Here is a 20126-nt window from a genome sequence, read left to right on the forward strand (position 1 = left end):
GGAGCGGATGAGTGGACTTCAACCTCGACGAGACCCAGCAGGAGCTGAAGGGGCTCGCGGCGGACCTGCTCGCGCGGGAGGCCGCGCAGGAGCGGCTGGAGGCGTTCGAGAAGAGCGGCGCCCCCTATGACGCCGCCACCTGGAAGGCGTTCGCGCAGGCCGGGCTGCTCGGCGCCGTGCTGCCCGAGGACGCCGGCGGCGCGGGTCTCGGGCCGGTGGAGCTCGCGGTGATCCTGCGCGAGGCGGGCGCGCGGACCGCGCCGATCCCGGCGTACGCGTCGCTGGCGCTGGCGGCCGTCCCCATCGCGAAGCACGGCACCGCGGAGCAGCGCGCGCTGCTCGCGCCGCTGGCCTCCGGCGAGACCGTGCTGACCGGCGCCTACCGCGAGGTCGGACCGGCCGGCGAGGTCGCCGCGACCGCCCGCGCGGACGGCGACGGCCACGTCCTGGACGGCGTGAAGACGTTCGTCCCCTACGCCCGGGAGGCGGCGCGGATCCTCGTCCCGGCGCGGGTCGAGGGCGCCGGCATCGGCGTCTTCCTCGTCGAGCCGTCCGCCGCGACGATCACGCCGCAGCACTCCGCGACGACCGAGCCGCTGTCGCGGGTCGCGCTCGACGGCGTCCGCGTCGGCGCGGACGCCCTCCTCGGCGGGATCGCCGACGGCGCCGCCTGGGACACCCTCCGGCTCTCCGCCGTCGCGGGCGCGGTCGCGCTGTCGTCCGGCGTCATCGAGGGCGCGCTGGAGCTCACCAAGGAGTACACCAAGACCCGCGAGCAGTTCGAGCGGGCGCTCGCGCAGTTCCAGGCCGTCACCATGCAGGTCAGCGACGTCTACATCGCCAAGCGGGCGCTGGACGTCGCCGTCTGGGCCGGGGTGTGGCGGCTCGCCGAGGGCGCCGCCGACGCCGAGGAGCTGCTCGCCATCGCGGCCTACAACGCGTGCGATCCCGTCGTGAAGGCGCTCTACACGTGCCAGCACCTGCACGGCGGCATCGGCCTCGACATCACCTATCCGCTGCACCGCTATTTCGCCTGGGGCAAGCAGGTCGGGCATCTGCTCGGCGGCGCGGAAGACCGTCTCGACTCGCTCGGCGCGCTCATCGCTCAGGAGGCCTGAATGTTCATCGACCTGACCGGCGAACAGAAGAAGCTCCGCGCCGAGCTGCGCGAGTACTTCGAGAACTGCCTGACCGCGGAGCAGCGCGCCGCGATCGGCGCGGACCCGTTCGGCCCCGCCTACCTGGAGCACTGCAAGCGCCTCGGGCGCGACGGGATGCTCGGCGTCGCGCTGCCGAAGGAGTACGGCGGCCGCGGCTTCGGCCCCGTCGAGCAGACGATCTTCGCCAACGAGATCGCCCGCGCCGAGGTCACCTACCCGCTCATCACCCTGAACTCCGTCGCGCCGACGATCCTCCAGTACGGCACCGACGCGCACAAGGAGTTCTTCATCCCGCGCATCCTCGCCGGCGAGTGCCACTTCGCGATCGGCTACAGCGAGCCGGGCGCCGGCACCGACCTCGCCGCGCTGCGCACCACCGCCGTCAGGGACGGCGACCACTACCTGGTGAACGGCCAGAAGATCTTCACGTCGGGCGCGCAGACCGCCGACTACGTCTGGCTCGCGGCCCGCACCGACCCGTCCGCGAAGAAGCACAAGGGCATCTCGATGCTCATCGTGGACTGCAAGGACCCCGGCTTCTCCTGGACGCCGATCATCACGATGGACGGCGCCCACCACACCAACTCCACCTACTTCCAGGACATCCGCGTCCCGGCGGACATGCTGATCGGCGGGGAGAACAACGGCTGGGACCTGATCGTCAACCAGCTCAACCACGAGCGGGTCACGCTCGGCCCGGCGGGCAACATCGGGCACACCCGCAACCGGTTCGAGCGCTGGGCGCGCGCCACCCCCGGACGCGACGGGCGGCCGCTCATCGAGCAGCCCGCCGTCCGCCGCGCGCTCGCCCACGTGCACGCCTACCTGCGCGTCAACGAGCTCCTCAACTGGCAGGTCGCGGCGAACCAGGACCTCGGCTGGCTCGGCGCGGCCGACGCGTCCGCGACGAAGATCTACGCCTCGGAGCGGGTGCAGGAGGTCGGCCGGATCGTCGGGGACGTCCTCGCCCGGTACGGCGACCCGGGCGACCCGGCCACCGCCGAGTTCATGCGGGTGACCGACCGGATGGCCAAGGGCGCCCTCGTGCTCACCTTCGGCGGCGGCGTCAACGAGATCCAGCGCGAGCTGATCGCGATGATCGGGCTCGGGCTGCCCCGCGCGCCGCGCTGACCCGGTCGCCCACGAAGCGAGGAGACCCGTGCACGACGAACTCATGGCGCTCGCCGGCCGGCTGGCCGCCGCCGGCGAGCGCCCCCCGCTGCCCTGCCCCGACCCGGTGAACGCCGCGATGATCCGCAACTGGACCCAGGCCCTCGGCGACACCGGGACCTGGGACGACGTCGCGCCGCCCGCGATGATCCAGGTGTGGTCGATGCCCGGCCTGGTCCGCCGGCCGGACCAGCGGGGCGCCGCGGACGAGGTGCTGGCGACGCTGGACGCCGCGGGCTACACCGGCATCGTCGCGACCAACTGCGACCAGACCTACGACCGCTACGTGAAGGTCGGCGAGCGGCTGCGGACGCGGATGCGGTTCGGCGGCGTCACCGGCCCGAAGCGGACCGCGATGGGCGAGGGCTACTTCGTCACCTGGTACCAGTCCTGGTACGACGAGAACGACGAGCGCGTCGCCGAGATGCTGTTCCGGGTGCTGAAGTTCAAGCCGGGCCCGCGGCCGCCCGCCGCCGGCGCGAGCGGGAGATACCCGCTGCGACCCTCGATCGGCAAGGACACCGCGTTCTTCTGGGACGGGGTGAACGCCGGCGAGCTGCGCATCCAGCGCTGCGCCGACTGTGGAACGCTCCGCCACCCGCCCGGCCCGATGTGCCCGCAGTGCCATTCCCCTAACCGCGACTACATCGTGGCGAGCGGGCGCGGCGAGGTGCACAGCTACGTCGTGCACCACCACCCGCCCGTCCCAGGCCGGACGCCGCCGTACGCCGTGGCGGTCGTGCAGCTGGAGGAGGGCGTCCGGATCGTCGGGAACGTCAACGGCTGCCCGCCGGACGAGGTGCGGATCGGCATGCCCGTCCGGCTGGTGTTCGAGCGGATGGACGACGAGCTCGTCCTCCCGCAGTGGACCCCGGTGGACGCCCCGCCGTCCCCGCCGTCCCCTCCGACGACGGCGGCGGCCGCCGGGCCGGTGGAGGCGGAGCCCGCGTCCGGCGGCCTGGAGATCGAGCTGACCCCGACGTTCATCATCTCCACGGCCATCGCGACGCGCGACTTCATGCCCGTCCACCACGACCCCGCGCAGGCGCGCGCCCAGGGCTCGCAGGACATCTTCGTCAACATCCTGACCAGCATCGGGCTCGTCCAGCGGTACGCGCTGGAGACCGTCCGGGACGCGACGCTGGAGAGCATCGAGGTGCGCCTCGGCGCCCCCGCCTACGCCGGCGACACCCTCACCCTCACCGGCGACCGCGCCGACGACCGCACCCTCCGCGTCCGCGGCGCGGTGAGCATCGGCGACCACCTCACCGCCACCGTCCGCTTCCGTGCCGTTCGAGGGGGGACGACCCCCCGCACCCCCCGAGCCGGCGCCGCCGGGACTGAGGAGGCCCCATGAGCCTGTCAAGGAAGGCGGCGATCGCCGGGATCGGCGCGACCGAGTTCTCCAAGGAGTCGGGCCGCTCGGAGCTGCGGCTCGCCGCCGAGGCGTGCCTCGCCGCGATCGAGGACGCCGGGCTGACCCCCGCCGATGTCGACGGCCTGGTCACCTACACCGCCGACGCCAACTCCGAGATCGCCGTCCAGCGCGAGCTGGGCATCCCCGCGCTGCGGTTCTTCTCCCGCGTCGACTACGGCGGCGGCGCGGCCTGCGGCACCGTCGCGCACGCCGCGATGGCCGTCGCGACCGGCCAGGCGAAGGCGGTGCTGTGCTACCGCGCGTTCAACGAGCGCTCCGGCCACCGCTTCGGCCAGGCCGCACCGTCGGGCCGCGTCGACGCGACCGGCCTGGAGTTCTCCTGGCACCTGCCGTTCGGCTTCGCGACCCCGGCCGCGTGGGTCGCGATGCAGGCCCGCCGCTACATGCACGACTACGGCGCGACCAGCGAGGACTTCGGCCGCGTCGCGGTCGCGATGCGCCGCCACGCGGCCACCAACCCGGCCGCGTGGTTCCACGGGCGCCCGATCACGCTGGAGGACCACCAGGCGTCCCGCTGGATCGTCGACCCCCTGCACCTGCTGGACTGCTGCCAGGAGTCCGACGGCGGCGTCGCGGTGCTCGTCACGTCCCTGGACCGGGCCCGCGACCTCCGGCATCCGCCCGCCGTCATCGCCGCGGCGGCCCAGGGGACGGGCCCGGACCAGATGATGATGTTCGGCTACTACACCGGCGACCTGTCGGCGCTGCCCGCGATGGGCACCGTCGGCGACGCGCTCTGGGCCCAGTCGGGGCTGACCCCCGATGACGTCCAGACCGCTATCCTCTATGATCATTTCACCCCGTTCGTCCTGGTTCAGCTGGAGGAGCTCGGCTTCTGCGGCCGCGGCCAGGCGAAGGACTACATCAAGGACGGTGGCATTGAGCTCGGCGGCAGGCTTCCGGTCAACCCCAACGGGGGTCAGCTGGGTGAGGCGTACATCCACGGCATGAACGGCATCGCCGAGGCCGTCCGCCAGGTGCGCGGAGCCGCGGTGAACCAGGTCCCGGACGTCCGCAACGTCCTGGTCACCGCCGGGACCGGCGTGCCCACCAGCGGCCTGGTCCTCAGCGCCCTGAACTAGCGTCCGACCTGCGCGTTTGCCGCAGAACCGGAGGGACACACTCACCCCGACGCCGCCGGGCTCCCACAGCGCGCGGGCAGCCGCGCCGGTCCGCGGCATGCGGGGGATGAGTGCGATGAGAGTGATGCTGCACGCGCGTCTGGACACCCGGCTCGGCAATGAGGCCATCAAGAACGGCACCATGCCGAGGGCCATGCAGGCGCTGATGGAGCGGCTCAAGCCCGAGGCGGCCTACTTCTCCCCCAGCGAAGGCAAGCGGTCGTGCACGCTCGTGTTCGACATGCAGGACAGCTCGCAGATCCCGGCCGCCGTCGAGCCGCTCTTCACGGAGCTGGGCGCGGACGTCGAGATCGTCCCGGTGATGAACATGGACGACCTCCAGAAGGGCCTCGCCGCGCTCTGACCGCCCGCGGCCCGGCGTCGCGGCGCACCGCCGCGAACCGGGGACCCCGCCGGACGCGTAATCCGATTACTGGGATAATCGGATTATGCGACTGACGAGGGAGGAGACCAAGGAGCGCAACCGGCGGGCCCTGCTCGACGCCGCGCTCCGGACCGTCTCCCGGGACGGCTACCAGGCCAGGCTCGAGGACATCGCCGAGCGGGCCGGCCTCACCACCGGCGCCATCTACTCGCTGTTCGGCAGCAAGGACGGCCTGCTCACCGAGCTGGTCACCGGCTACCTGCGCCCGCACTACGCGGAGATCGAGCGCGCCGTGCCCGCCGGCCTGCCCCTGCCGGCGGCCGTCGACGCCTTCGCCCGGCACTACCGGCGCACCTGCGACGGGCCGGGCGCGCGGTCCGGCCTGTCCCTCCAGATCGGCCTGCTCGACATGGCCCTGCGCGCCCCCGACCCGGGTTCGCAGCTCGCGCCGCTCTTCCGCATGCACGAGGATCAGCTCGTCGCGCTCTTCACGGGCCGGACGCACGACGGCGGCACCGTCACGGCGGAGCAGGCGAAGCGGCTCGCCGTCGCGCTCGGCGCCCTGCTCATCGGCCTCGGCCAGGGCGTCGTCCTCGGCCTCGCCCCCGACGCCGACGAGCAGTACTTCGCCGACGCCGCCGCGGCACTGGTATCCGGCGGGTCCCTCCTCGCGGCGGCGGAGTGAGCGGGCGCTAGAGGCGGGTCGCGACGTCCACCAGGCCGGCGAGGGCCAGGGACCGGCTGTGCGGCGGCCACGCGATCAGCGTCGTCACCTGGGGCGCGTCCAGCACCGGGACGGCGGCGAGGCGCTCGCCCAGCTGGGCCCGGCACGACTCCGGCAGCACCGCCGACGCCCGGCCGAGCGCGATGAGCTGCAGCAGTTGCGCGTGGTCGCGGACCCGCAGGCCCGGGCCGTCGGGGTAGGTGCCGTCCGGGCGCGGCCAGCGCGGCAGCGGCAGGCCGGGCAGCGCGGCGACGTCCGCGATCCGCAGGTGGGGCCGGGTCGTGAGGGGGTGCCCGGCCGGCAGGATCGCGACCTGGCCCTCGGTGAGCAGTTCCTCGGTGTCGAGCCCGGTCGTCGAGTCGAACGGCGTGTGCAGCAGCGCCACGTCGGCGCGCCCGTCGCGCAGCATCTGCTCCTGCTCGCCGGGCCTGCACAGGATGACGTCCACCTCGGCGGCGCCGGGTTCGGCGGCGTACGCGTCGAGCAGCTTCGCCAGCAGCTCGCCGGACGCCCCGGCCTTGGTGACGAGGACCAGCGGGGGCGGCCCGGCCGCGGCGGCGGCGCGGCGGGTGCGGCGGTCGGCGGCCTCGATCGCGTCGAGGGCCGCCCGGCCCTCGCGCAGCAGCACCGCCCCGGCCCCGGTCAGCGCGATGGTGCGGTTGGTGCGGTCCAGCAGCGTCGCCCCGAGCCGCCGTTCGAGCCGCTGGATCGCCCGCGACAGCGGCGGCTGCGCGATCCCGAGCCGCTCGGCGGCCCGCCCGAAGTGAAGCTCCTCCGCGACGGCGACGAAGTACCGCAGCTCCCGCGTCTCCATGCCGCCACGGTACCCGCCGGGACGGCCCCGGCCGCGCCCTGACCTCGGTGCGATACCGCGGGGGTATCGCACCCCACCCAGACGGTGTTGGAAGCCGCGCCCGTCCGGCGGTCAGGATCGTGGCATGAGCGAAACGAAGACCGCGCTGGTCACCGGCGCGAACAAGGGGATCGGGTACGAGATCGCGGCCGGCCTGGGCGCGCTCGGCTGGAGCGTCGGCGTCGGCTCCCGGGACGCGGAGCGCGGGGAGGCCGCCGTCGCGAAGCTGCGCGCCGCGGGCGTCGACGCGTTCGGCGTGCCGATCGACGTGACCGACGACGCGAGCATCACCGCCGCCGCCGAACTGCTCGGGGAGCGCGACGGCGGCCTCGACGTGCTCGTCAACAACGCCGCGATCACCGGCGGGATGCCGCAGGAGCCCACGAAGGTGGACCCCGCGACCGTGCGGACGGTCGTGGAGACCAACGTGCTCGGCGTCATCCGTGTCACCAACGCGATGCTGCCGCTGCTGCGCCGCTCGCCGTCCCCCCGGATCGTGAACATGTCCAGCACCGTCGGGTCCCTCGCCCGGCAGACCGCCCCCGGCGCCCAGACGGGCCCGATCTCCGCCGCCTACGCGACGTCGAAGACGTTCCTCAACGCCGTCACCATCCAGTACGCCAAGGAGCTGGCCGACACGAACATCCTCATCAACGCCGGCTGCCCGGGCTTCTGCGCGACCGACCTCAACGGGTTCCGCGGCGTCCGCACCCCGGAGCAGGGTGCGGCGATCGCGATCCACCTCGCGACGCTCCCGGACGGCGGCCCCACCGGCACCTTCCACGACGACGACGGCCCCGTCCCCTGGTGACCCGACGCCGGGGCGCGCTGCTGTGAGCAGATCCGCCGTGGGCAGCGCGGGCTGTGACCGGTGCCCGCGTTGCCGCAGGGTGAAGGCATGAGCGAGGAACACACAGCCCCTTTGTTCAACGAACGCGTGCGGCGCGAGCTGTACGCGCAGCGCGTCCTCGTGCTGGACGGCGGGCTCGACGACGACAACGGCACGCTGCTGGCGACGCAACTGATCACCCTGGCGGGGGAGGACCCGTCGGCCGACATCGCGCTGTGGATCCATTCCCCCGGCGGCTCGGTGCCGTCGATGCTCGCGATCCGCGACGTCATGCGGCTCATCCCCTGCGACGTCGCCACGGTGGTGCTCGGCATCGCCTACAGCGCCGGGCAGTTCCTGCTGTCGGCCGGGACGCCCGGAAAGCGCCGCGCGCTGCCGCACGCCCGGGTGCTGATGCACCAGGGGTCCGCCGGCATCGGCGGCGCCGCCGTCGACATCGAGCTGCAGGCCAACGACCTGCGCCACACCCGCGACACCGTGCTCGGGCTCATCGCCGAGGACACCGGCCAGCCCATCGAGCGGGTCTTCGAGGACTCGCTGCACGACCGCTGGTACACGGCGCAGGAGGCGCTGGAGTACGGGTTCATCGACGCGATCGTCGGCGACTACGACGAGCTCGTGCCGCCCCGGCGCCGCCCCGTCGGGCTCGGCGCCCCGTCCGGGAAGGCGGGCCGATGAGCACCTACACGATCCCGAACGTCATCGCGCGGGACTCGCGCGGTGAACGGATCATGGACGTCTACTCGCACCTGCTCACCGAGCGGATCATCTATCTCGGCACCGCCATCGACGCCGGGGTCGCGAACGCGCTCGTGGCGCAGCTCCTCCACCTGGAGGCGGACGACCCGGAAGCCGACATCCAGCTCTACATCAACTGCGAGGGGGGCGACCCGAGCGCGATGCTCGCGGTGTACGACACGCTCCGCTACATCCGCGCGCAGGTCGCGACGACGTGCGTGGGGCAGGCCGTCGCGGTCGGCGCGGTGCTCCTCGCGGCGGGCGCTCCCGGCAAGCGCGCCGCGCTGCCGCACACCCGCGTCGTCCTGCACCAGCCGATGGGGCAGGGGCGCGGCGCGATCCCGGACCTCATCCTCCAGGCGGACGAGGTCGTCCGCGTCCGCGCGGACATCGAGCAGATCCTCTCCCGGCACACCGGGCAGGAGACCGCGACGCTGCGCGCCGACACCGACCGGGACCGCGTGTTCACCGCTCAGGCGGCGCGGGAGTACGGCCTCATCGACCACGTGATCGAGGAGCGCCAGCCGAACCCCCTGTAGGGCCGTGCGGCCCCGGGGCCACACGGTCCCGGGGCCGTGCCGTCCGAGGCTGCGCCGTCCGGGTCAGGCGGCCAGGGCGTAGGCGACCTGGCAGGTCGGGCCGGTCGGCGTGCTCGCGGGCGGCGCGGTCAGCAGGCTCGTCGCGACCGCCAGCGTGAGGTCGGCGAGCGTCACGTCCAAGGCGCCGGCGACCGCGGCGATCATCTCGCTCGACGGCTCCTTGACGCCGCGCTCCATCTCGGAGAGGTACTGCGGGGACACCCCGGCGCGGCGCGCGGTCTCCGTGAGGATCTCGCCGCGCTCGAGGCGCAGGCTCCGCAGGCACCGGCCGAGCGCGTCGCGCCACAGCGGCTCGGCCGGCCCGCGCGTCGCGGCCGGCCCGTCCGGCGTCTCGTCGGCGGGCATCAGCGGTCGGGTGATCTCGGCCATGCGCCCAAAATAACCCGGCCGCGCCGCCGCGAACCACACGTTCCGCCCACCGCAGAACGCGCCGCCCGTCCCGCCTTCAGGCTTCCACGGTCACGTCGAGCACCGTGTCGTCGCGGTCGAGGCGGACGGCGGGCCAGTAGCCGTCCAGGAAGTGCCTGCCGCAGGAGTCGGTGAAGTGCAGCACGATCTCGCCTCCGTCCTCGACGGCGATCGTGTTCAGGGAGAGGTCGGCGCGGGCGTCGGCGAAGTCGTCCGCGGTCGGCGTGCCCTTGGTGAAGGCGCGGGCGATCGCCTCGATGGCACGCCGTTCCAGGACGGCCAGGTTCTCGGCCATTCCGTACAGGCGGGGCAGCAGGCGCCGTGCCTCCCGCGGATCGGTCGTGTCGAGCATCAGCACGATTTCGCGTCCGTCCGGATCGCGCATGCTCCCGCAGAACGAGTGGTGGAGGACACCGTCGTCCGAAAGGGGCTGCGCGTCGCTCGTGAAAACGCCGAGCCGCTCGTCGGTGATCGCCTGGTCGGGGGAGCCGGAAGTGGCCGCGTCGGTCATCGGATCATCCAACCCCATGGGCAGCCGGTGCCGGGCGCGCGGCCTGCGGCTTCGGCGGCGGGCGCCTTCGGGCACGGCCTGCACCGGTGCCTGGGCGCGTCGCTCGCCCGGATGGAGCTCCAGGTCGCGCTGTCCGCGCTCGTCACGCGCCTTCCCGGGCTGCGCCTCGCGGTGCCGGCCGGCGAGGCGTGGCACGCCGACCGGTTCGTGCGGCGGCCGAAGGAGCTGCTCGTCGCCTGGTGAGGGTCAGTGGCGGCCCGGGGTGGTGGGGTGCTTGGTCTCGGCGCCGTGGGCGAAGCCGCCGGCGTCGTCCGCGGTGCGGACCGGGGACGGCTGGGCGGACAGCCGGGGGAGGACGCGGCGCAGGTCGTCCAGCAGCAGGTCGGCGAGGTCGTGGCTGAAGCCGTTGCGGACGACGACGCGCAGGACGGCGAGGTCCTCGCGGTTCTTCGGGAACGTGTAGGCGGGGACGAGCCAGCCGTGCTCGCGCAGCGCCGCGGAGACGTCGAAGACGTTGAAGCCCGCGCCGTCGCGCGCGCGGAACGCGAACACCGGGATGGCGGAGCCGTCGGTGATCAGGTCGAACGGGCCGATCTTGGCGATCTCGGCGGCGAGCCTCGTCGCGACGTCGCGGCAGGTCTGCTGGACGCGGCGGTAGCCCTCGAACCCGAGCCGCAGGAAGTTGTAGTACTGCGCGACGACCTGGGCGCCGGGGCGGGAGAAGTTCAGCGCGAAGGTCGGCATGTCGCCGCCCAGGTAGTTGACGTGGAAGACGAGGTCGTCCGGCAGGGCGCCGCCGTCGCGCCACAGTGCCCAGCCGACGCCCGGCATGACCAGGCCGTACTTGTGCCCGGACGTGTTGATCGACGCGACGCGGGGGAGCCGGAAGTCCCACGGCAGGTCCGGGTCGAGGAACGGGGCGATCATCCCTCCGGACGCGCCGTCCACGTGGACGGGGACGTCGAGGCCGGTGCGCTCCTGGAGGTCGTCGAGCGCGGCGCAGATGTCGGCGACGGGCTCGTAACTGCCGTCGAAGGTGGAGCCGAGGACGGCGACGACGCCGATGGTGTTCTCGTCGCACAGCGCGACGGCCTCCGGGGCGCCGAGGTGGTAGCGGTCGCCCTCCATCGGCACGTAGCGGGGCTCGACCTCGAAGTAGTCGGCGAACTTCTCCCAGCAGATCTGGACGTTGACGCCCATCACGATGTTGGGCCGGCCCGGCAGGCCCTTGCGCTGCCAGCGGCGCTTCAGGGCGAGGCCGCCGAGCATCGCCGCCTCGCTGGACCCGGTCGTGGAGCAGCCGACGGCGTGCCGCGGGTCGGGAGCGTTCCAGAGCCGGGCGAGCATGTGCACGCAGCGCATCTCGAGCTCCGCGGTCCGCGGGTACTCGTCCTTGTCGATCATGTTCTTCTCGGCGCACTCGGCCATCAGCCGCAGCGCCTCCGGCTCGGCCCACGTGGAGACGAACGTGGCGAGGTTCAGCCGGGCGTTGCCGTCCAGCATCAGCTCGTCGTGGACGATCTGGTAGGCGGTGCCGGGCTCCATCTCGCCGCGCGGCAGCGCGTACCGGGGCACCTCCACGGGCTCCCGGCTGAAGATCGGGTTGACCTGCAGGTCCCGCGCGCCGCGGCCGTCGTGCCGGGGATGCTTCAGCGCCATGGTCGCGTCCTCTCCGGGCCGTCCTCAGGCCGTCGCCGGCCGTCCTCGGAGAGGCGGTACCCCGCCCGCCCCGGGACCACACCGGGGCGGGACGCGGGCGGAGCGGGCGCGGGCTGGGAGCGGAGGCCCCGCGCCTAGGAGTTGAGGCCCTGCTCGAGGATGGCGAACGCCTGGTCGACGGTCTCCGACAGCGAGCCGAAGGCGCCCTCGTGCCGGCGGGCGACGTCGGAGGCGGCCTGGAACCCGCAGGTGGCGGAGGCCGCGATCACATGCGGGCGCAGGTCGGTGGCGGGATCGGTGCCCATCCGCTCGGCGATGATCTCGGTGAGCAGCTGCTGCTTCTTCTGCGCGTGCTCCAGGCTGCCCGCCATCAGGGTCGGGCTGTCGCTCATCATGCCGAGCAGGCACTGGAAGCGGTCGGGGTCGAAGCCCAGCTCGCCGCGCTCGCAGGCGCGGGCGATCTCCACCACGGTGCGGCGGAGCGCGGTCATGATCGGCTCGTCCGGGGGGCGCTCGGCCAGCGCCGCCATCACGGCGCGGGTCTGCTCCTCCTGGAAGGTGAGCGCGACGTCCTCTTTCGAGGCGAAGTAGCGGAAGAACGTGCGGGACGAGACGTCCACGGCGTCGGCGATCTCCTCGACGGTGGTCGCGTCGAACCCCTTCTCGGCGAAGAGGGTGAACGCGGCGTCGACGAGCGCCTCACGGGTGCGCTGCTTCTTGCGTTCGCGCCGGCCCGGGGGCTGGGAACCGGGGCCCGCGGGCGTGCTGCCCTGGCGGGTCTCGGGGGCGGTCGCGGTCATGTGCGAAGTGTAACGACGCGCGGACCCGACGCCAAGTGACGGTGAACGAAGATTGTCGTGATCTGAATCATGTCCCTTGATGACGCGAGGCATTTGACGACAAGTGTCAGCTCATGACAGTTTGGGATCCTCAACGTCGCTACGGAGGCTCCGCCCATGTCCCAGTTCCAAGGCGCCGAGGTGCTCGACCCCGGCGCGTCCCGCCCGTCCCGGCCGCGCGACCAGGCGCGCGGGCGACCCGCCCGCCGCGGCCACGGGCATCCCTGGCTCACCCTCGTCGCCGTCGCCCTCGGCGTGATGATGGTCGGCCTGGACGCCACCGTCGTCTCCATCGCCAACCCGGCGATCGCCAAGGACCTCGGCGCGTCCCTGTCCGGCCTCCAGTGGGTGACCAACGCCTACCTGCTGGCCCTCGCCGTCACGCTGATCCCGGCCGGCAAGATCGCCGACCGGTTCGGCCGCAAGCGGACGTTCCTCGCCGGCGTCATCGGGTTCGCGGTGGCCTCGCTCGCCATCGGGCTGTCCGGCGGGCTCGGCATGGTGATCTTCTGGCGGGTCGTGCAGGGCTTCGCGGGGGCGCTCCTGCAGCCCGCCAGCCTCGCCATCCTGCGCAACACCTTCCCCGCCGAGCGGCTCAACGCCGCCATCGGCATCTGGGGCTCCACCGTCGGCATCTCCATCGCGGGCGGCCCGATCGTCGCCGGCCTGCTGGTCGAGAACGTCAACTGGGAGTCGGTGTTCTTCCTCAACGCGCCGCTCGGCCTGGTCGCGCTGCTCGTCGGCCTCTGGGTGATCCGCGAGTCCAGGGACGAGGAGGCCGCCGGCTCGTTCGACCTGCCCGGCGTCGCGCTGCTCACCGGTGCGCTGTTCGCGCTGGTCTGGGGCCTCATCAAGGCAGGCGAGCACGGGTTTGGGCACGCCACGCCGCTGGTGTCGTTCGCCGCTTCCGCCGTGCTGTTCGCCGCGTTCGTGTGGAACGAGTTGCGCGTCGAGCGCCCGCTGCTGCCGCTGTCGCTGTTCCGCTCGGTGTCGCTGTCGGCGGCGACCGGACTGATCGTCCTCGGCTTCTTCGGGATGTTCGGAACGATCTTCTTCATCACCCTCTACCTGCAGCAGGTGCACGGGATGAGCCCGGTCGAGGCGGGCGTGCGGATGCTGCCGATGACCGGGATCTTCATCGTCGCCTCGCCGATCGCGGGCGCGCTCACCAGCCGGTTCGGGCCGCGGCTGCCCCTCGCCCTCGGCATGGCGTTCACCGCGACCGCGCTGTTCGGCCTGTCCCGCGTCGGCGCGGACGCCCCGTACGTGCAGCTGTGGCCGTGGTTCGTGCTGGTCGGCCTGGCGTTCGGGATGGTCATCGTCGCCGGCACCGAGGCCATCGTCGGCAACGCCCCGGCGCACCTCGCCGGGGTCGCCGGCGGCCTCCAGCAGACCGCGTCGCAGCTCGGCGGCGTCCTCGGCACCTCCGTGCTCGGCGTGCTGCTGTCCACGAAGGTCGGGGACGTGCTCGTCGGGCGGCTCACCGAGTCCGGTGTGCCCGGCGCCGCCGCGCAGAAGCTGTCGGGCACCGGCGGGCTGGTCGCCCAGGGCGTCGCGCCCGTCCCGCCCGGCACGCCGGAGCCCGCGGCGAAGGCCATCACCACCGGCAGCCACCTGGCGTTCATGGACGGCTTCCAGACCTCGCTGACGGTCGCCGGCGCGGTCGCCGTCGTCGCGGTGCTCGCGGCGCTGCTCGTCCGCCGCGGCACCAGCCCCGTGGACGGCGCCGCCGCCGTCTGACGCCCGCCCATGACCCGCGGTGCGCCGTCCCACCCGCCGCCCAGGGACGGCGCACCGCGCCGCCGCACCGACCCCCGCCGCGAGGTCTTGACGGCGAACCCCGCCGCCGGACCCGGCATCGAACCCGGAGTCCGGCGCGTCCGTACCCGTGGGCAGGGAGGCACCTTGGAGAAGCCGTCGTTTTCCTGTGAGTATCGGGGGTATCGGGGCCCCGACACATCTGGAGCACCTAGGCTTGCCGGGATGATGGGCGGTTTCATCAAGCGGTACCCGATGCCGCTGACGTTCGTGGGCCTGTTCGCGGCGATCTGGCTGGTGCAGGTCGTCCTGCTGCCGCCGGCGGCCCAGCGCGCCGTCGTGGCGTGGGCCAGCACCAACCTGGCGAACCTCGCGGTCGACCCGGTCGGCACGATGGTCGCCTCGGCGTTCGTCGCCGAGGGGTCGCAGGCCGCGCTGCTGGTCGTCGCGGTGCTCGGGCTGTTCCCCGTCGTGCGGCGGTTCGGCAACGCGCGCGCGATCGTGCTGGTCGCGGTCTCGCACGTCACCGGCACGCTGATCAGCCAGGGCATCGCGTTCGTGCGGCTGGAGGCCGGCCTGCTGTCGGACTCCATCCGGACGATCTCCGACGTCGGCCCGTCCTACGTGCTGTGCGCGGCGCTCGTCGCCGCGATCCTGTACGGGCACGGCCGGATCCGCCGGCTGCTCGCCTTCGCCGCCTGGGTCTCGCTCCTGCCCTTCCTGTTCGAGGGCCTGTTCTCGCTGGAGGTCGCCGCCGTCGGGCACCTCGTCGCCATGATCAGCGGCGCGCTGGTCGGCGGCGTGCTGCTGCTCCGCGAACGGGGCCGGGCGACCGGCGCGACGCCCGTGGCCGACGCCATCGAGGCGGCCGAGGCCAGGGCCGCGCACGCCGTGCAGGAGGTCCAGGACTCCCTCAAGCCAGGCCCCGCTCCCTCCGAAGCCTGACGCGCCCGTCCGAAGCCCGATGCCGGGGCCTCAGCGGCCCCGTGCGGTCCGGGTCAGCCCTGGCCGGGCTCGGGCGTGGGGTTGGACGTGGGGCTGGGGCCCGGCGTGCCGTTCGCGGGCGGGTCGGACGGGGTGTCCGGCGGCGTCGTCGGGTCGGTCGAGCCGCCGTCCGGCGGGGTCGCGGGGTCGGAGCCGCCGGTGTCCGGCGGAGTGGTCGGCGTGCCCGAGTCGGGCGGCGTCGTAGGCGACGTGCCGCCGGGCTTGCTCGGGGTGCCGCTCCCGGGGTTGTCGCTGTCCGAGGGCGAGGAGCCCACGGGCGTCTTGGCGGGAGCGCCCGTGGTCGACGGCGCGCCCGGGGTGCCGGGCGCGGCGCCCTGGCCGGGCGTGCCGGCGGGCTGCGGCTGCCCGTCGAACGCGCTGGTCACCGGGTTCCCGGACGGGCCGGCGCCGCCGGTCGAGCGCTCGGATCCGGTGAGGCCGGGCGGCGGGCTGTCGGTGACCTTGGTCGTCTTCGCCGACGCGGGATCGGTGCGCCCGCTGCCGGCCGTCGGGACGAGCGAGGCGGCGCCGCCGCCCTTCGCGGTGGGCCAGGAGACCAGCAGGCCGATGACGGCGGCCGCGGACGCGGCGACGCCCGCGGCCGCGCCGAGGCCCTTGGACCACACGCCGCGCTTCTGCCGCGGCCTGCGGTCGGCGTCGCCGATGACGACGAGCGGGCTCGGGGCGGCGACGCTCGGCAGCGGCCGGTCGGCCTCCGCCTCGCACGCGGCGAGGACCTGGTCGCGCAGCCAGCCGGGCGCCTGCGCCGGCGCGCGCTTGGCGAGCAGCTGCGGCAGCCTCCCCTTCTCGAACGCGGAGATCAGCTCGAGCCGCGGCCCGGCCGTGCCGCGCATCAGCGTGTCGAGGACGGCGCGCTCCAGCCGGGACCGGGCCGCGTTCAGCAGCTGGCCGGCGGTGTCGGGCGCGAGGCCGAGGACGCGGGCGATGTCGCGGATCTCCAGCCACTCGCCGGCCCACAGCAGCAGGACCTCGCGGTGGTCGGCGCGCAGGGAGCCCGCGGCGCGCAGCAGCGGGTCGGGGTCGGCGAACGGCAGCCCGCCGGGCGCCGTGCCGAAGGCGCCGCGCTCGGCGCACGCGGTGCGGGACAGGGAGTAGAGCCAGAGCACGCTGTCGCCCCGCGGCGGCTGGTGCACCGCCGCGGCGAAGGTGTCGCCGACCGCCGCCGCCGCGAGCTGGTCGCCGACGAGCGACCAGCAGTACGCGTACAGGCGGGCGGCGTGCGCGTCGTAGAGCGAGCCCAGGTCGCCGCGCATGTGACCTCCCGGTCGTCTCCGCTGCTGGTACCGGGCTACACAAATGTGTGCAAACCGGTCGGTAGCGGGACTCTAGCGCCTCGGGTCAACCGGTGAGAAGCCGGGGAGTGAACATCATGTCGAATAGCCACGGAAAGTAATCGTTTTAACGACAGACGGTCATGTTCACCCAGATTTAAGGAAGTTCCCGAAAATTCGCTGATTCCTGATCCGGTTCAGCAGGGAAGGATTCGAACTCGTTATCGAACTTTTTCCGGAGGTCGCGTGCCACGGCTCACCGAGGACGGCGTCTACCAGCACATATACGGCGTCTGCTTCAAGACCGGCCCGCCCGGGACGGTCGGCGCGGAGACGGAGTGGTTCGTCGTCGACGCCGCCGACCGGGCGGCCCACGTGCCCGCGCGGCGGGTGCGGATGCTCGTCGACGAGGCCGGTCCGCCGCCCGGCGGAAGCGCGGTCACCTACGAGCCCGGCGGGCAGCTGGAACTGAGCTCCGCGCCGTTCCGCGGCGTTTCCGAACTGCATTCCGCGCTCGCCGGGGACATCGCGCACGTGCGGGACGCGCTCGCGCCGGCCGGGCTGGACCTCGTCGGCCACGGCGTCGACCCCGTCCGGCTGCCCCGCTTCCAGGCCGAGCACCCCCGCTACGGGTGCATGCGCGACTACTTCAGCGCGGGCGGGTTCGCCGACGCGGGGCTCGCGATGATGTGCTCGACCGCGTCCGTCCAGGTCTGCCTGGACATCGGCGCCGACCGCGCGGACGCCGCCCGCCGCTGGCGGCTCACGCACGCGCTCGGCCCCCTGCTGATCGCCGCGTTCGCCAACTCGCCGCTGAAGGCGGGCCGCCGCACCGGGCTGCGCTCGTCCCGGCAGGCCATCTGGACCGAGCTGGACCCCTGCCGCACCCTGCCGGTGCTGCGCGACGGCGCGGACGGCGACCCCGCCGAGGCGTGGACGCGGTACGCGCTGGACGCGCGGGTCATGCTGGTCAAGACGGCGTCCGGGGAGTGGGTGTCCGACCCCGGCATGTCGTTCAAGGAATGGCTGGACAAGGGCGAGCCGGGGCAGCAGGACCTCGACTACCACCTGTCCACGCTGTTCCCGCCGGTCCGGCCGCGCGGCTGGCTGGAACTGCGGATGATCGATGCGCTGCCCGCCCGGTACTGGCCGGTGCCCGTCGCCGTCGCGGCCGCCCTGCTGGACGACCCGGCCGCGTCCCGCGCCGCCGAGGAGGCCGCCGAGCCGGTGGCGGGGCTGTGGGCGGAGGCGGCCCGCCTGGGGCTCGCCGACGCGTCGCTGGCCGCCGCCGCGCGCACCTGCTTCACGGCGGCGCTCGACGCGCTGCCGAGGATGGGCGCCGCCGGGCTCGTCCCGCTGGTGGAGGAGTACGCGCACCGCTACGTCGAGCGCGGCCGCACCCCCGCCGACGACGACCCCGCCTTCGCCTCCGCGGCCTCCGGCGACCGCGCCCACGACCACCACGACGCTCCCACCACGACGTCCGAGGAGGACCCGACATGGCCCCGCTGAGCTCCCCGGGCTCCACCGCCGAGCACGACGAGGACGCGCTGAAGGAACTGATCGCCGAGGAGCTCGGCGGGGTGCGCGCCCGCAGCTTCGGCCTGACCACCGACGTCCTCGCCGAGGACGACCTCACCTCGCAGGTGTCGCCGCTGATGTCGCCGCTGGTCTGGGACCTGGCGCACGTCGGCAACTACGAGGAGCTGTGGCTGCTGCGGGCCGCCGCGGGCACCGAGCCCATGCGCCCGGAGATCGACGGCCTCTACGACGCGTTCGAGCACCCGCGCGCCGAGCGGCCCTCGCTGCCGCTGCTGCCGCCGGACGAGGCGCGCGCCTACATCGGCACGGTGCGCGCCAAGGTGCTGGACGCGCTGGGGTCCGTGCGGTTCGACACGGCGAACCCGCTGACGTCCGGCGGGTTCGTGTACGGGATGGTCGTCCAGCACGAGCACATGCACGACGAGACCATGCTGGCGACGCACCAGCTCCGCAAGGGCGCCCCCGCCCTGCTCGACCCGCTCGCGGAGCCCCTGCAGACGCCCGCCGTCGCGGCCGGGGGAGACGAGGTCCTCATCCCGGCCGGCCCGTTCGAGATGGGCACCTCGGACGACCCGTGGGCGTACGACAACGAGCGGCCGGGCCACATGGTCGACCTGCCCGCGTACTACATCGACGTGGAGCCGGTCACCAACGCCGCCTACCTCGCCTTCATCGAGGCGGGCGGCTACGACGACCCGCGCTGGTGGACCCCGGCCGGCTGGGAGTGGCGCAACAGCAGCGGCAAGCGCGCCCCGGCCTTCTGGACGAGGGAAGGAGGGCAGTGGCTGCGGCGCCGGTTCGGGCGCACCGAGCCCGTCCCGCCGCGCGAACCCGTCCAGCACGTGTGCTGGTACGAGGCGGACGCCTACGCGCGGTGGGCCGGCAAGCGCCTCCCCACGGAGGCCGAGTGGGAGAAGGCCGCGCGCTGGGACCCGGCCGTACAGCGGTCACGGAAGTACCCCTGGGGCGAGGTCTACGAGGAAGGCCGCGCCAACCTCGGGCAGCGGCTGCTGCGCCCGTCCGAGGCCGGCTCCTACGCGTCCGGTGCGTCGGCGTACGGGGTCCGGCAGCTCATCGGCGACGTGTGGGAGTGGACGTCGTCGGACTTCCACGGCTACCCGGGGTTCCGCTCGTTCCCCTACAAGGAGTACTCCGAGGTGTTCTTCGGCCCCGACTACAAGGTCCTGCGCGGCGGCTCGTGGGCGACGCATCCGCTCGCCGTACGCGGCTCGTTCCGCAACTGGGACTACCCGATCCGGCGGCAGATCTTCTCCGGCTTCCGCTGCGCGCGCTCTGCGGTCGCCGGGGAGCGTGGGGGGGCGTCCCCCCACGAGGCGCAGGCCGGGGAGGGGCGCTGAATGTGCCGCCACCTCGGTTACCTCGGCCCCGAGCGGACGCTGCACTCGCTCATCTACGAGGGGGAGCACTCCCTTGAGCACCAGGCGTACGCGCCGCGCATGACGCAGGGGAACCTGCTGAACGCCGACGGGTACGGCGCCGGCTGGTACCAGGACGGCGCCGCCGTCCGGTTCCGGCGGTCCCAGCCGATCTGGACCGACCAGTCGTTCCGCGAGATCGCGGGCGCCGTCCGCGCGTCCTGCGCCGTCGCGGCGATCCGCTCGGCGACCGTCGGGTTCCCCGTGGACGAGTCGTGCGCCCAGCCGTTCCGCGAAGGGCCCTGGCTGTTCAGCCACAACGGCAAGGTCGAGGGGTTCGCCGGCGTCGAGGCCAAGCTCCGCGAGCTCGCGGGCGACCTCGCCGGCGTCCCGGACGCCCGCGCCCCGCTCGACTCGGCGCCGCTGTTCGCGCTCGCCGTCCGGAACTGGCGCGGCGGCGCGTCCCTCGGCGAGGGCCTCGCCGCCGTCGTCGGGACCGTCACCGGCCTCACCGGCGGCCGCTACAACCTGCTCGCCTCCGACGGGACGGCCCTGGCCGCCACCACCTGGGGCGACTCGCTGTTCGTCCGCGAGGACGCGGACGCGATCCGGATCGCCTCCGAACCGCTGGACGACCGGCCCGGCTGGCGGCCCGTCCCGGACCGCTCGCTCGTCACCGCCGGACCCGGCTCCGGCGTCCGCATCGACCCGCTGTAGAC

21 protein-coding genes are annotated in these 20126 nt (G+C 73.7%); 15 read left to right on the forward strand and 6 right to left on the reverse strand.

Going from position 1 to position 20126, the window contains the following annotated elements:
- Positions 1-11 precede the first annotated feature (11 nt).
- From ABT299_RS28960 to ABT299_RS28985, 6 genes are all read left to right on the forward strand, one after another.
- A complete protein-coding gene (locus ABT299_RS28960) occupies positions 12-1118 on the forward strand; it encodes an acyl-CoA dehydrogenase family protein (protein ID WP_387032657.1) in 1107 nt (368 codons plus the stop codon).
- Positions 1119-2291, forward strand: coding sequence for an acyl-CoA dehydrogenase family protein (locus ABT299_RS28965; protein WP_190852360.1), 1173 nt, complete (start codon positions 1119-1121; stop codon positions 2289-2291).
- 28 nt (positions 2292-2319) lie between these two features.
- Positions 2320-3687 (forward strand): OB-fold domain-containing protein, encoded by a 1368-nt coding sequence (locus ABT299_RS28970; RefSeq protein ID WP_500252628.1) that lies wholly within the window; start codon positions 2320-2322, stop codon positions 3685-3687.
- Complete coding sequence (locus tag ABT299_RS28975; RefSeq protein WP_387032662.1) at positions 3684-4850, forward strand: lipid-transfer protein; 1167 nt, start codon at positions 3684-3686, stop codon at positions 4848-4850. The genes ABT299_RS28970 and ABT299_RS28975 overlap by 4 nt, the downstream gene beginning before the upstream one ends.
- Before the next feature lie 124 nt (positions 4851-4974).
- A complete protein-coding gene (locus ABT299_RS28980; RefSeq protein ID WP_206699782.1) occupies positions 4975-5253 on the forward strand; it encodes a DUF3303 family protein in 279 nt (92 codons plus the stop codon).
- Between the two features lie 85 nt (positions 5254-5338).
- Positions 5339-5959, forward strand: coding sequence for a TetR/AcrR family transcriptional regulator (locus ABT299_RS28985; RefSeq protein WP_500252629.1), 621 nt, complete (start codon positions 5339-5341; stop codon positions 5957-5959).
- A 7-nt stretch (positions 5960-5966) separates the two neighbouring features.
- Here ABT299_RS28985 and ABT299_RS28990 read toward each other — a convergent pair whose 3' ends face one another.
- Positions 5967-6812 carry a LysR family transcriptional regulator gene (locus tag ABT299_RS28990; protein ID WP_387032667.1) on the reverse strand — a complete coding sequence of 282 codons (846 nt, stop codon included), beginning with the start codon at positions 6810-6812 and terminating at the stop codon, positions 5967-5969.
- 124 nt (positions 6813-6936) lie between these two features.
- Between ABT299_RS28990 and ABT299_RS28995 the strand changes: the two genes are divergently transcribed.
- From ABT299_RS28995 to ABT299_RS29005, 3 genes are all read left to right on the forward strand, one after another.
- Positions 6937-7662 (forward strand): SDR family oxidoreductase, encoded by a 726-nt coding sequence (locus tag ABT299_RS28995; RefSeq protein WP_500252630.1) that lies wholly within the window; start codon positions 6937-6939, stop codon positions 7660-7662.
- A gap of 87 nt (positions 7663-7749) precedes the next feature.
- Positions 7750-8379, forward strand: coding sequence for a ClpP family protease (locus ABT299_RS29000; RefSeq protein ID WP_190852346.1), 630 nt, complete (start codon positions 7750-7752; stop codon positions 8377-8379).
- Positions 8376-8978, forward strand: a complete 603-nt coding sequence (locus ABT299_RS29005; protein ID WP_500252631.1) for a ClpP family protease — start codon at positions 8376-8378, stop codon at positions 8976-8978. Before ABT299_RS29000 ends, ABT299_RS29005 begins: the two co-directional genes overlap by 4 nt.
- 63 nt (positions 8979-9041) lie before the next feature.
- Here ABT299_RS29005 and ABT299_RS29010 read toward each other — a convergent pair whose 3' ends face one another.
- Positions 9042-9407, reverse strand: a complete 366-nt coding sequence (locus ABT299_RS29010; RefSeq protein ID WP_500252632.1) for a helix-turn-helix domain-containing protein — start codon at positions 9405-9407, stop codon at positions 9042-9044.
- Positions 9408-9483: 76 nt separating this feature from the next.
- Positions 9484-9957: a hypothetical protein gene (locus ABT299_RS29015; protein ID WP_500252633.1), complete on the reverse strand. Its 474-nt coding sequence runs from the start codon at positions 9955-9957 to the stop codon at positions 9484-9486.
- Positions 9958-9984: 27 nt separating this feature from the next.
- Here ABT299_RS29015 and ABT299_RS29020 point away from each other — a divergent pair, with 27 nt between their 5' ends.
- The gene (locus ABT299_RS29020) at positions 9985-10200 is read left to right on the forward strand and encodes a cytochrome P450 (protein ID WP_500252634.1); all 216 of its coding nucleotides are present in this window, start codon (positions 9985-9987) and stop codon (positions 10198-10200) included.
- A gap of 3 nt (positions 10201-10203) precedes the next feature.
- On the opposite strand, the gene gad is transcribed toward ABT299_RS29020, so the two are convergent.
- Together gad and ABT299_RS29030 are read right to left on the reverse strand one after the other, a co-directional pair.
- Complete coding sequence (gad, locus tag ABT299_RS29025) at positions 10204-11616, reverse strand: glutamate decarboxylase (protein WP_500252635.1); 1413 nt, start codon at positions 11614-11616, stop codon at positions 10204-10206.
- A gap of 134 nt (positions 11617-11750) precedes the next feature.
- Positions 11751-12416, reverse strand: a complete 666-nt coding sequence (locus ABT299_RS29030) for a TetR family transcriptional regulator (protein ID WP_190852335.1) — start codon at positions 12414-12416, stop codon at positions 11751-11753.
- Between the two features lie 156 nt (positions 12417-12572).
- On the opposite strand from ABT299_RS29030, the gene ABT299_RS29035 reads away from it, so the two are divergent.
- Both ABT299_RS29035 and ABT299_RS29040 read left to right on the forward strand, forming a co-directional pair.
- The gene (locus ABT299_RS29035) at positions 12573-14195 is read left to right on the forward strand and encodes an MFS transporter (RefSeq protein ID WP_500252636.1); all 1623 of its coding nucleotides are present in this window, start codon (positions 12573-12575) and stop codon (positions 14193-14195) included.
- Positions 14196-14438: 243 nt separating this feature from the next.
- Positions 14439-15158, forward strand: a complete 720-nt coding sequence (locus ABT299_RS29040; RefSeq protein ID WP_190852331.1) for a rhomboid-like protein — start codon at positions 14439-14441, stop codon at positions 15156-15158.
- Positions 15159-15211: 53 nt separating this feature from the next.
- On the opposite strand, the gene ABT299_RS29045 is transcribed toward ABT299_RS29040, so the two are convergent.
- The gene (locus ABT299_RS29045) at positions 15212-16471 is read right to left on the reverse strand and encodes an RNA polymerase sigma factor (RefSeq protein ID WP_500252637.1); all 1260 of its coding nucleotides are present in this window, start codon (positions 16469-16471) and stop codon (positions 15212-15214) included.
- Positions 16472-16735: 264 nt separating this feature from the next.
- Here ABT299_RS29045 and egtA point away from each other — a divergent pair, with 264 nt between their 5' ends.
- From egtA to egtC, 3 genes are read left to right on the forward strand one after another with little or no spacing between them, the layout of a single operon-like run.
- On the forward strand, positions 16736-18001 hold the full coding sequence (gene egtA, locus ABT299_RS29050; protein ID WP_500252638.1) for an ergothioneine biosynthesis glutamate--cysteine ligase EgtA: 1266 nt from the start codon (positions 16736-16738) through the stop codon (positions 17999-18001).
- Positions 17989-19389 carry an ergothioneine biosynthesis protein EgtB gene (gene egtB, locus ABT299_RS29055; protein ID WP_500252639.1) on the forward strand — a complete coding sequence of 467 codons (1401 nt, stop codon included), beginning with the start codon at positions 17989-17991 and terminating at the stop codon, positions 19387-19389. Before egtA ends, egtB begins: the two co-directional genes overlap by 13 nt.
- Positions 19390-20124 (forward strand): ergothioneine biosynthesis protein EgtC, encoded by a 735-nt coding sequence (gene egtC / locus ABT299_RS29060; protein ID WP_387032679.1) that lies wholly within the window; start codon positions 19390-19392, stop codon positions 20122-20124. It abuts the gene before it with no gap.
- The last annotated feature ends 2 nt before the right edge of the window (positions 20125-20126 follow it).

Source organism: Spirillospora sp. NPDC000708 (assembly GCF_040299565.1).
Taxonomy (GTDB): Bacteria; Actinomycetota; Actinomycetes; order Streptosporangiales; family Streptosporangiaceae; genus Spirillospora.

Excerpts from the sequence above, each read along its gene's own strand:
- ABT299_RS28965 (WP_190852360.1), top strand. The coding sequence starts at position 1,119 with ATGTTCATCGACCTGACCGGCGAACAGAAGAAGCTCCGCGCCGAGCTG.
- ABT299_RS28975 (WP_387032662.1), top strand. The coding sequence starts at position 3,684 with ATGAGCCTGTCAAGGAAGGCGGCGATCGCCGGGATCGGCGCGACCGAG.
- ABT299_RS28980 (WP_206699782.1), top strand. The coding sequence starts at position 4,975 with ATGCTGCACGCGCGTCTGGACACCCGGCTCGGCAATGAGGCCATCAAG.
- ABT299_RS28985 (WP_500252629.1), top strand. The coding sequence starts at position 5,339 with ATGCGACTGACGAGGGAGGAGACCAAGGAGCGCAACCGGCGGGCCCTG.
- ABT299_RS28990 (WP_387032667.1), bottom strand. The coding sequence starts at position 6,812 with ATGGAGACGCGGGAGCTGCGGTACTTCGTCGCCGTCGCGGAGGAGCTT.
- ABT299_RS28995 (WP_500252630.1), top strand. The coding sequence starts at position 6,937 with ATGAGCGAAACGAAGACCGCGCTGGTCACCGGCGCGAACAAGGGGATC.
- ABT299_RS29000 (WP_190852346.1), top strand. The coding sequence starts at position 7,750 with ATGAGCGAGGAACACACAGCCCCTTTGTTCAACGAACGCGTGCGGCGC.
- ABT299_RS29005 (WP_500252631.1), top strand. The coding sequence starts at position 8,376 with ATGAGCACCTACACGATCCCGAACGTCATCGCGCGGGACTCGCGCGGT.
- ABT299_RS29010 (WP_500252632.1), bottom strand. The coding sequence starts at position 9,407 with ATGGCCGAGATCACCCGACCGCTGATGCCCGCCGACGAGACGCCGGAC.
- ABT299_RS29015 (WP_500252633.1), bottom strand. The coding sequence starts at position 9,957 with ATGACCGACGCGGCCACTTCCGGCTCCCCCGACCAGGCGATCACCGAC.
- gad (WP_500252635.1), bottom strand. The coding sequence starts at position 11,616 with ATGGCGCTGAAGCATCCCCGGCACGACGGCCGCGGCGCGCGGGACCTG.
- ABT299_RS29030 (WP_190852335.1), bottom strand. The coding sequence starts at position 12,416 with ATGACCGCGACCGCCCCCGAGACCCGCCAGGGCAGCACGCCCGCGGGC.
- ABT299_RS29035 (WP_500252636.1), top strand. The coding sequence starts at position 12,573 with ATGTCCCAGTTCCAAGGCGCCGAGGTGCTCGACCCCGGCGCGTCCCGC.
- ABT299_RS29040 (WP_190852331.1), top strand. The coding sequence starts at position 14,439 with ATGATGGGCGGTTTCATCAAGCGGTACCCGATGCCGCTGACGTTCGTG.
- ABT299_RS29045 (WP_500252637.1), bottom strand. The coding sequence starts at position 16,471 with ATGCGCGGCGACCTGGGCTCGCTCTACGACGCGCACGCCGCCCGCCTG.
- egtB (WP_500252639.1), top strand. The coding sequence starts at position 17,989 with ATGGCCCCGCTGAGCTCCCCGGGCTCCACCGCCGAGCACGACGAGGAC.
- egtC (WP_387032679.1), top strand. The coding sequence starts at position 19,390 with ATGTGCCGCCACCTCGGTTACCTCGGCCCCGAGCGGACGCTGCACTCG.